The following is a 12,641-nucleotide window of genomic DNA, read 5'->3' as shown; positions in this document are numbered from 1 at the left end:
ACCCATGCGTACCGTGCTCATCGGCCTTGCCATCGTTCTCGTCGCGCATCCGGCGCTGTCGCAGCAGCAAGGCCCCGATACGGCGGCCCCGTCCGCCAGCGCGGCGCCTGCCGGGTCGATCTTCTGGGGCGACTACCGGCGCGGCTGGCACTTCTACGAGGACCCGGAACCCGAGGTGATCCCGCCCCAGAAGCCCCGACCTCGGGCGAAGGAGGCCACCGCGGAGAGCCGCCCGCCCGAGCTCGTCGAATTCGCACGCCTGCAGAAGCGCCTGGAGGACTACCGGAACATCGCCATCATCCGCCCCACCGAGGCCAACGTCCGCCGCTACATGGAACTCGAGGCGAGCGTGGTGCGCCAGGCGTCCTACTTCTCCGAGGTCGCGCAGCGGGTGGCATGGTCGACGCCGGACCTCGACATGACGCTACAGGGCCGCCCTGTCAATGCGCGCGGGATCGAGGTCTTCGACCGCGAGCAGGCCCAGACCCGCAACCAGTCCCTGGCAGCCCTCGCCCGGACGCATGTCCTGTTTTTCTTTTTCCGCTCGGACTGCCCGTACTGCCACGCGTTCGCCCCGACGCTCGAGGCCTTCCAGGCCCGCCACGGCATCCAGATCGTGCCGATCAGCGTTGACGGCGGCGGCCTGCCGAACTTCCCGCAGTACCGCCGCGACAACGGCATCTCGCGCACGCTGCAAGTGACGCAGGTGCCGGCGGTGTTTCTGGCGGAGCCTTTCACCGGGAAGATCACCCCGATCGGCTTCGGCGTGCTGTCCGAGTCACAGCTGATCGAACGCATCGCCACGGTGACGGCGCCGGGCGCCGATGCGCTGGTGCCATCGGTCACGCGCCAGGTGTCCTTGAAGTAGGGAGCCCTTTCATGCAAGCCAGCCTCCTCCGCAAACCCGTCGCCGCCCTCTGCGCACTGTCTTTGCTCGTGCTCCAGCCGACCGCCCACGCCGGTGACCTCAACACGGAAGTCACGAACATGTTCAACAACCTCGGAGCGGTGGGCAACTACACGGCACCAGGTGCCTTCAAGGGCCAGACTTTCAACACCTTCACGGGGGGCAATCTCTACCTGCGCTCCCCGAACAAGACCTACCAGCTCGCCGCCATCCAGTTCCCCTCGGCCAAGGGCGGCTGTGGCGGCATCGACCTCTTCGGCGGCTCCTTTTCCCACATCTCGGCCGCGGAGTTCCGCAACATGCTGCGCAACATCACCGCGGCGCTGCCAGGCATCGCGTTTCAGCTGGCACTGGAGTCGGTGTCGCCGTTGCTGGGCGGGCTGACCAAGTGGGCGAAGGGGCTGGAGACCTGGATCAACAACGCCCGGGTGAACTCGTGCGAGACCGCTACCGCACTCGTGTCCTCGGCCGCCGAAGCGATGGGATACGACTCGCAGCGATCCTGCGCCAAGCTCGCCATGCAGATGGGACTCGAAGCGGACATCGACGCCGCCATGCGGCGCTGTGCATCGGACAGCCCCGGCATCCTGGCCTCGGCCCGCACCAGCGCCGATCCGAAGATCAGGGCCCAGGCCCCGTTCGTGGGCAACTTCACCTGGAAGGCGCTCAAGAACATCGACACGCTCGATGACGCCGCAAGGGAGATGGTCATGAGCGTCGTCGGTGCCCTGATTTTCTACCCACAGGACTCGAACCGCGATCCCGACTACATCGGTCCGAGCATCACCACGGTGGCCCAACTGCTCTATGGCCAGTCGGACGCTGCCGGTGGCAACGTCAACGTGCAGCTGCTCCGCTGCAACAACTACGCCGACTGCGACGTCGTCTCGCGCACGAACGCCAATGCCCACGAGCCGTTGACGAAGAAGGTCGAGAACGTGATGCGCAGCATCTCGGACAGCATCCTCACGCGCGCAGCCATCCCGAACAACTCGGTCGCGGTCGGGTTCGTGAACAGCACCAGCATCCCGGTCTGGAGGATGCTGTCCATCGGCAACACCATTCCCGGGTCCGGTCTGTCGGAAATGATGATCGGCAACTACCGCGAGGTCATCGCCGCCGACTACGCCTTCACGTTTCTCAACCAGTTCGCGAACGTCGCACTGTCGGCGCTGATGAAGCAGCACCTGCTCAATCTTGAGCAACAGAAAGCCGCGAATCGTCAGCGCGAGGATGTGCACAAGTTCCTGGGCAGGCTGCAGCTGGAGCAGTCGAACATGTACAAGAAGGTGGTTTCCGTGTCGACCGTCGCCACCGATCTTGAACGGCTCGAGCGCAACCTGCGATCCAACATGTCGACGCACGTGCTCGACATGCTGGGCCACTCGCACCGCGGCATTCAATAGGCGCCACGGCACCGTCGGGGATTGCTGCAATGTGGGAGATCTACGCCTATCACAACACCGAGAGCCTCGCCGGCATCTTCAATGCCATCGCGGCCATCGTTGCATCGGGAACGTACCTCAGCGCCATTGCGGCGGTCGCCTTCTGCGGCTTCGTCGCGGCACTGATCGCCTACATGTTCTCGCCGGAGAAGCTCCAGGGCTGGAAGTGGATCATCTCTGTCGTGCTCGTCTACGGCGTCCTGTTCGTTCCACGCGTCACCGTCGGGGTCGTCGACAAGACAGGGGGCACACCGGTGCGCGTGGTCGCGAACGTCCCCTTCGGCATGGCTGCACTCGGCGGCCTCACGAGTTCGATCGGGAACTCGATCACCGAGTTGTTCGAGACAGCCTTCCAGACGCTGCCGGGGCCAGCAGCCTTGCCAGCCGAGCTCTCCTACCAGCAGAACGGCCTGATGTTCGGCAGCCGCCTGATCCAGGAGACACGCCGGGCCTCGATCCCGGACCCGGCTGTCCGGACGGACCTCGTCAACTTCGTCAGCAACTGCACCACGTTCGACATCGCCGATGGCACCATCTCACCGGCGGCCTTCTCGTCGTCTGCAGATCTCTGGGCGACGATGGCCGCCACGAACCCGGCACGCTTCAGCATCATCACGACAGCGGCGGGCGTCACCACGAACACCTGCGACCAGGTCTACGCGTCGATCGGCGCGCGCCTGCCAGCGCAGATCACCGACCTGACAGGCAAGTTGGGCTTGCGCCTGAACCCGAGCCTGGCTGCTGTGGCCGCCCAGGCCGCCGTGGTCAACCAGATCCCGCAGGCCTACATCCGTGGCCAGATAGCAGCAGCCGCGGCAACGGCTTCGGACCTGATCCGCCAGAACGCCATGATCAATGCGATCAACGATGCCGGGGAGATGGGCTGCCAGAAGATCAACGATCCGTCCTGCATGATGCTGGCCACCGGGCGTGCAGCGGCGGTGGCTTCACAGAACGCCGCATGGATCAATGGCGCCAAGATTGCCGAGCAGGCCCTTCCGGTCGTTCGCAACGTGGCCGAGGCGATGTGCTACGCGGTGTTCCCCCTGATCGTGTTGCTCCTCTTCCTCTCCTCGGGTCGCAACACCCTGCTCATGCTGGCCGGGTATGCATCAGCACTGATCTCGATCCAGCTCTGGCCGCCCCTGTTCGCCATCCTCAACTACATGGCGTCCATCTATGCCCAGCTCGACCAGGCCGCGGCTGCCGAAGTCGGTGGCGGGGTCAAGGCACTCGCCCTTCAGACCTCCTCGCCGATCTACTCGAACGCCGTGTCATCGCAGGCTGTGGTTTCGTACCTCATCATCGGCATTCCGATGCTGGCCTACTCTCTGGCAAGCAGGCTCGTCAACTTCGGCAGCGCGATCATGGGTGGTCTGCAGGGCCTGCAATCTGCATCCCTCAGCGGGAATGCGTCCGCCGCCGCCGCCGCAGGTAACGCGAGCATGGGCAATGTGTCCATGGATCAACGGGTCGTGAGTCCTTCGACTTCGAACCCCTGGGTTTCACGGCAACAGGACATGGACGGGAACTGGTTGACCACAACCGGCTCTGGTCAGCAGGCAGTCTCGTACCTGCGCAATGAGGGCGCCGTGTCTCGAGTCGTGTCATCCCGTGTCAGTCAGAGTGCTGTCTCGGAGGCTTCCCGTGCCGCCGAGTCGGCACGCTCTGATGTGGTGTCGGCCAGCAGTGAACTGTCATCAACCTTGGTTGAAGCCATGTCGCGCACGACATCGCGCTATCAGTCCTCGAATCGAACAAGTGGACAATCAATTTCCAGTGTCGAAGAGCTTGGAAAGTCGGCCGACAGCCTGCGCACCATCTCCGAACAAGTTGCCAAGAGCACCGGTCTCAGCTCCTCGCAGGTCTCGCAGATCGCATTCCAGCTTTCAGGAGGGATCGGCACTCCTGGCATCAGCCCGATCAGGGCCAATGCCTCAGGCAACGCCGGAAAGTCCTACAGCTCCAATTTGACCGAGCAACAACAGAAGGTTGCATCTGAACTCACAAACGATCAGCTAAGGCAGTTTCGATCCTTCGCGGATCGTGCGACTCGAGATCAAACGTTCGCAAGTGCTCTCGGTGCTGAGAGTCGCGAAGGACGGGAACTCGCGTCTCGCCTCTCCACAGCCACCACCCGGGTTGACTCAGCACAGTCGGTGTTTGCCGAGAGACAGGCCGTGGCGAAACGGTTGTCTACTGCATATGAGTCAGGGGAGGCTCTGTCCATCGACTTGGCTCAGCTGCCAGCGAACTCCGATTTCATGCGCCGCTACCAACGCTTGGCAGCAGAGTACGGATCCGACAGTCTTGCGCTGCAGGCGGCCATGGCCAGCGAACTTGCCACGCGCGCCTTGCCGCCAACGAGAAACCAAATGGGTTCCACTGCGCTCCCAGCCACCTTTGAAGATGTTCAGAGGGCCAGAGAAGCCGATCTGCAGGATCCCGCCTTCGCTGCATCAAGGGTTGACTCTGCTGATCGATCGAACGACCGCGCTGTGTCCCCGAGGATGAGTGGCGAGACTCTCGGCCCACCCGAATTGCCAACAGCTCTGAGCGGCATTCGGCGCGATGTAACGGCACACGCTGCAGAAGCTTGGCAAAGGCAATCTGCTGCCGAAACTTTCGACCAGCGCAATGAGATAACTCGAAATCCAGATGGCACTATCGGATCACGGCGCTCGCAGGCCATGAGCAATGCTCGCCAACTTCGCGACGACGTAGCAAACATCGCTGAACAGGCGCGCGAAGTCATGAGGGACGGTCCTGGCCAGGCCAGCGCTGCCGCCCAAGCGGCCAAGGAGCGCATCGCCAAATCTCAGCGCGCTCAAGACATCGCCGCGACGGCTGAAGTTCCGACGATGCTTCCCAAAGGTGGCAAACGGCGTCCCAACTAGGACTGGAAGCGCCGCACCCTCAGATGCGGCCCTGTGCACCCGGCGTCGGATGATTCTCCGCGTCAAACACGTCGCCCTGGAACCGATGAACTCCATTCTCGTCAAAGAACGGGCGATTCTCAGCACTGGTAGCGCTCCGAAGGTCAGGGTCGACTTCCTGCGCCGCAGCCCAGTTGCGACTCGCAACCCACATGACCGCCGCTGATGCGCCGCCCCAGAATACAAAGAAGAAGCCCATGACGAACGCACCTCTGTCGGTCACCGTGGCAGCCGCGAGACCGCCGACCACTACAAAGGCCAAAAGGACAGTTCGTACGCGGTTCACTGCGGGCTCCATCAAGGTTGTCGGCTCGTCAGGCGAGCAGTTGATCGCCTTCCCTTGAGGCCAATCTTTATACTCGTCCGGCGATGCTGTCAAGGAGACCAGAATGCTTGATCGCAGCCTGCTCACGGCGTGTTTGGCCGCCTTCCTGACTGCCTACCAGTCCCCTGCGTACGCCGTTGCCCTTCGACCCGGCAAGGTCACAGATGCAACGGTTTGCGATCTGGCGCCGAACACGATTGGGTTCCTTGGAGGTTCTCTGCTCATCCCAGCAGCAGCCGCAAAGCGCGACCAGGTCGATGCGTACTTTCGCCTGTCCGCCTCGTTCGTTGCCCAGAAGTGTGCCGACGGCCAGATCCTGATTCTGCAAGGCATGTCCGACCTCGCAGTCGCAGCTGAATCTCTGGTTCAACTCGCGAACTCAGCTTGTGCTGTTGCCACAGTCGTTCGATCGGAGGTTTCTATCCCGTTCCTTGGTGGTTCGGAGCCGGGGTTTGAATTGCGCTGCCCGATCACGAAGAGGAACGCGCTCGGTGCGCACCTTGGCGAACTCGAACGTGCTGATCCGTTGGAATCGCTCAAAGCCCGACTCCAGGGAGCTGCTCGCGTCGAGAGCGTGCCAGCGCCTGCCGGCATCCCTGACAAGAAGACCAACTGTGACAAGGTCACCCTGGCTTCACTGCTTCAGGGTGGCGCCTGCCCGAAGTAACCGCTCCGGCCTGTGTCCGGCGATCCTGCCGGTGCGCCGCTGAATCCCTCACTTCAGCCCGCAGCAGCCCCGGCATTTTCGCTTTTCAGAGGCATGCATCCTGCCTATCTTGGCCTCGCTCACTGCGCTCAGCAGCCGGAGATCCAAGATGACCAACGACCAAGACCGCCCTGCGTCGCAATCCGAAACCGGTCCAGTGCGGCCGCCCATGGCGGGCCAAGCGGACGGCAACGATGCGACTCCAGACTCCCAGGCGAATGTCATGGCTCAGCACGGGCAGACAGGTCTCCTGCTGGAGTTGATGCGCGAGATGCGGGGGCAACGTGAATCGTTCCAGGAGGCTCAGCGGCTCGCGGCCGGAGAGCGGAAGTCTGAGCACCGCTGGCGCATGCTGTTCCAGGCCATGGTCTTCGGCCTGCCCGTCCTGCTTGGCATCGTCTACTTCCTCTTCTTCCTGAGTTCGACCGGGTTCCGATGGGGCCCGTTTGGCGACGTGGTGGGCGTCGTGCGCATCGAGGGCCAGATCTCGTCGACCGATCACGCTTCGGCGGACTCGATCGTGCCCCTGCTGGAGAAGGCTTTCGCGAATCCCAACGTCAAGGCGGTCGTGCTGTCGATCGACAGCCCTGGCGGGGCGCCTGTGGAAGCCGAGCGCATCTACACCGCCATCGGCTCGCTCAAGCGCAAACACCCGAAGCCGGTCGTCGCGGTGATCAACAACCTCGGCGCCAGCGCGGCCTTCCTGATCGCCCTGCACGCCGACAAGATCGTCGCAGGCAGGTACTCCCTGGTTGGATCCATCGGGGCGATCATGGCCCCATGGCAACTGGATCGTGCGATTGCCAAGTACGACGTCAGCCAGCGGGTCTATGCGTCGGGCAAGCTCAAGTCCTTCCTGAATCCCTTCACGCCGGTGACACCCGAAGTCGACCTGAAGGCGCAGAAGCTGGTCGATCAGATGGGCACGTACTTCCTCGAGGAGGTGAAGGCGCGGCGCGGGCCCCAACTCAAGGCGGGCGTCGACGTCGCGACCGGCGAAGTGTGGGCCGGCCCCGAAGCAAAGGAGATCGGCCTGGTGGATGCCGTCGGCACGATCGACGAATACGTTGCCAGCACCTGGGGTGTCCAGGCCTACGATTTCGGTCCCAGCAACCAGGGTCTGCAGCTGCTCGGTCGGACCATTCAGGACGCAGTCGTGAGTTCGGTGCAGCGCCTGACGACGACGGGTGTCGTTGTCCGCTGAACGCGGACGCCGCAGTTCGTGCGGCATGCCCCCCGACGACAACGCGCATCGTTGGGTAATACCGCTGCTGGCCGCGCTCCTAGTGTTGAGATCCGGGCGTCACCATCTCCGATCGCTGGACGATTCGGGCTTCAGGCAGGTTGCGCGAGGTTGCGACAGGTTCCTGCTTGCAACGACAGTCCCCGGGTTCGCGTTGTCGGCCCTGCTGCTACCTGCTGCTGCCGGCGGCTGGGTACTGCTGGCCACCTCGATGTGGGGCATCGTGGTCATGCTGCTGGTCGGTCGACGTGTCGCCCTTGAGCGCCGTCGCCGGCGCTGTCTCGTCGGGCCGCCTCCCGCCAAGTGATTCAGGCACGGTCCTGATACTTGGCTCCGCACCTCGCCTTGTGCGCGCAGTGGTCGCACTGCGAAGGCGTCCGCGCCGGGGCTGGCCTGCCCACCCTGCCGTGCACGACAGCCACGTAACGCTCGCGCATCGCAGCAATCTCGGACTGCCCCAGCAGGCGGACCCTGCTCGGCCTGCGCGAGCCGCTTCGGCTGTTCTGGACGACGACCCACGCCTCATCAGAGACTGTCTCGCCGGTCTCGTCCTGCAGGGCAATCCGTTGTGTCGACAGCTCGATCACGTCGGACATGTACACGGCGTCGCGAGGGCGCGTCTTCAGCTCGACAAGCTGAACCCCCGCCGGTGTCCGGTATGCGCGGTCCAGCCTGGCCACCAGGCGATGTCGATGCGATCTGAATGTCCGCTCGGCATAGGCGATCTCGGCGCCGCGCAGTTCGGCGGGAAGGCCACGCTCGATGTCGTCGATCTGCGACGACCGCCTTCTGGCGAACAGGATCGCGGACGCGATGAAGGCGATCAGCAGGATCAGCGCGGCAACCCCGTCACCCATCGTCGCGTCCCACCTTCAGATTCACCGCGGCACCGGCCGCACGGGCCAGCCCCTTCAGCAGCCAGCGCAGGGCCCGGATCGCGCGCGGCCGTGACTCCAGCCAGCAGCACAGCGCTGGCGAAGTCGCGTAGTAGGCTCCGACGAACCACCGTCCGCAAGCTGATCGCCTCAGATACAGGTCCCTGAAAGCGCGCAACACGCGCGTGTCGTCGCACTCCCCGAGCGCCAGTGTGGCGATGAAGCACCGGCCCTTCGTGGCGCTGGCGGCCGCAATCCTGCGACTCTCGTCGTAGAAGGCGGCATGCGCTTTCAGGCCGCGGTCTCGCGCCCGCGCCTGCTCCACCGTCAGGCGCTGCCCATGGGAAGCGTCGAAGGCCACCTGCCGCTCGCAGTAGCCCATGCGGGCCAGGTCGCTTGCACTGACGAACTCGTCGCGATCGGTCATGGTCAGTCGGCGGCCCGGTTCAAGTCGTGGACTCGTCCCACTCCAGCATCAATGCGACTGGAGTGGCCGGAGGGCCTGCCCTTGCGGCTTCGCCGCCGGGAGCAACGCCTGGACAGGCACCGTCGGGAAGAAGCGGACCGAGGATCGCTGTCGCACCGACCTGCTCCAGGGTCAGTGCCTTGACGACCAGTTCCTTCAGCCTCCCGGTCCTGCGCCGTGGATTGCGGATGCTGGCCAGCGCCTCGAACATGGCAGGATGCTCTTCGCGCGAGATGGTGAGCTTGATCCGGACCGATCCGTCCTTCCGGGCCGCGGTCACTGGCTCCCCGCCGACACCGACGCCTCGCTGGTCACGCTGCCACCGTCCGCTCTGAACAGCTCCGGTCGCTCCCGGACGTACTGCTCGCCGAGCAGCTGGAAGCCCCTCACATTGGCGTACATCGGATCGGCGACCTCGGTGATCTTGTGCTTCGGGAAGCGCCGCCGCACCGCCTTCGTGTAGAGGTAAGCGCCGCCACCGACCAGGATGATGTGTTCGAGTTCCTGCGGGCCGTCGAGCCTGGCGAGAACGAAATCGAGCGCCTGGTCGGCGATCTTGTGGATGGCGGTGTCGAACTTCTTCAGGTCATGGTCAATCTGATTGAGCCGCAGGATCTGCCCCGACCTCAAAGCCCGGTCGACTGCATCCAGATCCCGGAAGTCCTCCTTCATCCTGGCGCCGACGGTGTCAGCGATATGGCGGAGGATGTCGGAGACACCCCGGGTGACGGAGTCGCTCATGTGCGGAACAACCCGCATGCCACGCGTGACCAGCCAGTCGAAGGTCCGCGAACCCACGTCCATCACCAGCGACTTGTACTTTGGCAAGCCAACGCTTGGGTTCTGCTGCGCGCACCAGTAGAGCGCGCCCTGGGGCTGCGGCACGACGAGTGCCCGCTTGACCACGATCCGTTGCTTGCGACCGGCGTGGAAGGTCCCTGTCATCGCCTTCTGGAGAGCCGCGCGCTTGCTCGTGTACTGCGACACGGGCAGCCCGACCACGAGGAGGTCGACGGTCTCTACCTTCATGAAGTGCAAAGCACCGGTCGCAAGCGCCCGGTACTCGGCCGTCTGGGTGTACCCGTCGTGCAGTTGACGCGAACGGAACCTGTCCGCGGCGAACTCGACATCAGGCCCGACCTCGTAGAGCAGGCCGTCGACCGGCACCTGGACAGTACGGCGCCTGCCGCCCATCGACTCGACCGGAATCTCGTCCTGTCCGAAGTAGGCCAGCGAAGCGAAGTGGGCACAGTCGACCTGGCCCTGCGCTGATGCCGTGACGTACTTCGTGTTGCCGAAGCCGACGTCGATGGCCCTGACGACGATGCTCATGTTCCGCCCTTTCCACAGAGAGCACGGGTGTCATCGAGGATCGGCAGATCGATCGGATCGAACAAGCGGAAATCAGCAGCAAACAGCACCCGAAAGTGAAGGCACAAGTGCTGGAGAGGCCCGCAACGGCCCCCTGCGCGGACACGCGATGGGCGTCGATCGCCTCGCCGCGTTCCAGTTGGTCCCCTCACGGGCCCCAGTTCGGCGAGCGTGCCTCCCCGTCGGCCTGATCGGTTCTCTCCGTCCGGAGTTTTTCGTGACTAGAGGCCAAGCAATTTCTTTGTCAACCCTGGCGTGGATTCGTGCGATTTCGAGTTCAAAGAATAGTCCGCGCTAATGCAGGAATTCCAAAGATCAAGCCCAGCCCTTTATGCAAGTCCAGTGCTTGACATCGGCCGGCGCAATGGTGTCAACTTCCGCCCGAGCCTTGTGTGCCTGCCACAAGATCCCTCGATCACAAGCAGGCCGGATGCTGTGTCCGTTGGCCTCGGTGCCATGAAGCAGCCGTTAGCGGTCGTGACCCGCACCAGCCGCCGGCTCCTGTTCTTCAAGTTCGAGAGCCGTACCGCGCCAGACGCGGTGATTCCATCCCATATCGATCCGTTCAACGGACCCTTCGAGGTCGCAGACGCCGCCAATGCGCGAGCCTGCGACGTGCGCTGCCCCCGGGCAGCACATGACCTACCCGAGCCTTCGTCGATCGCCCTTGAGGCGCCCGTGTGTCTTGTCGCCCCTGTAGAGGCGCGGTACACGGCTGTAGACGCGGCCCCGCACTCCCCGGTGGTAGGGGAGTTCTTCCAGCGGGAAGCACCGGGTCACTGAACAACCCAGCGAACCCAGGTCAGCCTGGGTGGCAACCTGCATCCGAACGAGATGCCGGTGCCACGCACTTCGAAGTGCGCGGGGGTGCCCTGCGGAAACGCTCTGCACTCACCTGGATAGTCATTTTTACGACCACCAGCAGCCGACCTCGGCTGCAAACCCTGGAAGCATCTGTCGGCACGGAGGTCTGCCGCCCGGATGACATCGATCGACCTCCAAAGCCATGCCCGCGCGGGGACGCCGGTGCGTGGTTGAACCATGACGCGTCCCCACCCGAATGACGACTGCCCTGGCTCACGCGGTCAATTTCTGGAGCCCTCCCATGTCATCGAAGAACTCGCCGCGCACGCTGCACAACGGACTGCCGCGAACCCACACCCATTCGTGGCGTCCACCGACGGGTTCCCCGTCGGACCCCGACATCGTCCTTGCATCGCTGCCGATGGGCACCCCCGACTACCTGCGTGTCATCGGCGCCTACTTCGCGAAGTACAACAGCCAACACAGCAAGAAGAACAAGGGCGTGTCGTTCAAGACCATGCACGACCGACAGCGCATGGTGGTCAGCTTTTTCCGCGAGTTGCGCCACGAGACGCCGTACCGCAACCTCGATCCGCGGCAGCTGGCCAACCGCCACATCGAAGCCATGGTGGCGCGGTGGCTGGAACGTCGCCTCTCCACCGCGACCATCCACAACTACCTCAGCTTCCTGCGCACGTTCGCGGGCTGGATCGGCAAGTCGGGCATGGTGCGCGAGCCGGAGTTCTACGTCGGCGCCGACTCGCCGCACGCCCATCGATCGGAAGTTGCCACGGAAGACCGCAGCTGGTCGGCCATGAACGTCGACATCGCCGCCAAGATCGCGGAGATCGCCCGCTTCGACCACTGGGTAGGCCTGCAGCTGGAACTCGAGGCCGGCTTCGGCCTGCGGGGCAAGGAGGCACGGCACCTGAAGCCCCACGGCGCCATCGTCACCTTCGATGCCGCCAGCCCGCGGGACGCGGCAGCGTTTCCGGAATGCCGGACCTTCCTGCACATCAGTGCCGGCTCCAAGGGCGGGCGCCCCAGGGACATCCCCATCCAGACGCAGGCGCAACAGGAACTGCTCGACCGGGTCATGAAGCTCGTGCCCCCAGGCCACTATGTCGGGCGGCCCGGCTTCACCAGCCTTCAGAACCAGGCGCGCTTCTACTACGTCATCCGCAAGTTCGGCATCTCGAAGGCCGACCTTGGCGTCGTGTCGCACGGCTTGCGCCACCAATACGCCAACGACCACTTCGAGGCGGACGCCGGCGGCCCGTCGCCAGTGCGTGGTGGAATGTCTCGCCCTGAGGGCAACAAGCCGGCCAGGAAGCGCGTGTCCAGGGTGCTCGGCCACAACCGTGAACGCGCCAGCACGGGCTACCTGGGGTCCGATGCGGGCCTGCCCGAAGCTGCCAACGATCCTGCCGCTTGATCGATGCCCGTGTCATGCGAACCGCGCACCCTGGCCACCGGCGCTCGGCAACAGCTTCCGGCGAGCGCGGGGGCCCGCCGAGGACCGGTCGGTGCGGCCCGCCGCCTCCCTCGCGAGACTTCCCGTCT

12 protein-coding genes are annotated in these 12,641 nt (G+C 64.3%); 7 read left to right on the top strand and 5 right to left on the bottom strand.

All coding sequences use genetic code 11. The features are described from left to right. Positions 1–4 precede the first annotated feature (4 nt). The 3 genes from traF to Q0654_RS20495 are packed head-to-tail and all read left to right on the top strand — an operon-like array spanning position 5 to position 5,249. Complete coding sequence (gene traF, locus Q0654_RS20505) at positions 5–868, top strand: conjugal transfer protein TraF (RefSeq protein WP_298856886.1); 864 nt, start codon at positions 5–7, stop codon at positions 866–868. An 11-nt stretch (positions 869–879) separates the two neighbouring features. Further along, positions 880–2,313, top strand: coding sequence for a conjugal transfer protein TraH (locus Q0654_RS20500; protein ID WP_298856885.1), 1,434 nt, complete (start codon positions 880–882; stop codon positions 2,311–2,313). A gap of 29 nt (positions 2,314–2,342) precedes the next feature. Continuing rightward, complete coding sequence (locus tag Q0654_RS20495) at positions 2,343–5,249, top strand: conjugal transfer protein TraG N-terminal domain-containing protein (RefSeq protein ID WP_298856884.1); 2,907 nt, start codon at positions 2,343–2,345, stop codon at positions 5,247–5,249. Positions 5,250–5,268: 19 nt separating this feature from the next. Here Q0654_RS20495 and Q0654_RS20490 read toward each other — a convergent pair whose 3' ends face one another. Beyond that, complete coding sequence (locus Q0654_RS20490) at positions 5,269–5,574, bottom strand: hypothetical protein (RefSeq protein ID WP_298856883.1); 306 nt, start codon at positions 5,572–5,574, stop codon at positions 5,269–5,271. Positions 5,575–5,677: 103 nt separating this feature from the next. Here Q0654_RS20490 and Q0654_RS20485 point away from each other — a divergent pair, with 103 nt between their 5' ends. The 3 genes from Q0654_RS20485 to Q0654_RS20475 all read left to right on the top strand — a co-directional run bounded on the left by Q0654_RS20485 (position 5,678) and on the right by Q0654_RS20475 (position 7,869). Continuing rightward, positions 5,678–6,280 carry a hypothetical protein gene (locus tag Q0654_RS20485; RefSeq protein ID WP_298856882.1) on the top strand — a complete coding sequence of 201 codons (603 nt, stop codon included), beginning with the start codon at positions 5,678–5,680 and terminating at the stop codon, positions 6,278–6,280. A 148-nt stretch (positions 6,281–6,428) separates the two neighbouring features. Next, positions 6,429–7,523 carry a S49 family peptidase gene (locus tag Q0654_RS20480; RefSeq protein ID WP_298856881.1) on the top strand — a complete coding sequence of 365 codons (1,095 nt, stop codon included), beginning with the start codon at positions 6,429–6,431 and terminating at the stop codon, positions 7,521–7,523. Positions 7,524–7,716: 193 nt separating this feature from the next. Continuing rightward, positions 7,717–7,869 carry a hypothetical protein gene (locus Q0654_RS20475; protein ID WP_298856880.1) on the top strand — a complete coding sequence of 51 codons (153 nt, stop codon included), beginning with the start codon at positions 7,717–7,719 and terminating at the stop codon, positions 7,867–7,869. Between the two features lies 1 nt (position 7,870). On the opposite strand, the gene Q0654_RS20470 is transcribed toward Q0654_RS20475, so the two are convergent. Genes Q0654_RS20470 through Q0654_RS20455 form a run of 4 tightly spaced genes read right to left on the bottom strand, consistent with a single transcriptional unit; the run spans position 7,871 to position 10,235 of the window. Continuing rightward, a complete protein-coding gene (locus Q0654_RS20470) occupies positions 7,871–8,419 on the bottom strand; it encodes a PD-(D/E)XK nuclease family protein (protein ID WP_298856879.1) in 549 nt (182 codons plus the stop codon). Continuing rightward, positions 8,412–8,864, bottom strand: a complete 453-nt coding sequence (locus tag Q0654_RS20465; protein ID WP_298856878.1) for a CFI-box-CTERM domain-containing protein — start codon at positions 8,862–8,864, stop codon at positions 8,412–8,414. Before Q0654_RS20465 ends, Q0654_RS20470 begins: the two co-directional genes overlap by 8 nt. Before the next feature lie 19 nt (positions 8,865–8,883). Beyond that, positions 8,884–9,183: a hypothetical protein gene (locus tag Q0654_RS20460; protein WP_298856877.1), complete on the bottom strand. Its 300-nt coding sequence runs from the start codon at positions 9,181–9,183 to the stop codon at positions 8,884–8,886. Then, complete coding sequence (locus tag Q0654_RS20455; RefSeq protein ID WP_298856876.1) at positions 9,180–10,235, bottom strand: PRTRC system protein D; 1,056 nt, start codon at positions 10,233–10,235, stop codon at positions 9,180–9,182. Before Q0654_RS20455 ends, Q0654_RS20460 begins: the two co-directional genes overlap by 4 nt. Before the next feature lie 1,099 nt (positions 10,236–11,334). Between Q0654_RS20455 and Q0654_RS20450 the strand changes: the two genes are divergently transcribed. Further along, positions 11,335–12,513: a phage integrase N-terminal domain-containing protein gene (locus Q0654_RS20450; RefSeq protein WP_298856875.1), complete on the top strand. Its 1,179-nt coding sequence runs from the start codon at positions 11,335–11,337 to the stop codon at positions 12,511–12,513. Positions 12,514–12,641 lie beyond the last annotated feature (128 nt).

Source organism: uncultured Aquimonas sp., from assembly GCF_937888285.1.
In the GTDB taxonomy this organism is placed as follows: Bacteria; Pseudomonadota; Gammaproteobacteria; order Xanthomonadales; family Xanthomonadaceae; genus Aquimonas.
The sequence above is the reverse complement of the archived record's forward strand: the minus strand, read 5'-3'. Positions and strand labels throughout refer to the sequence as shown.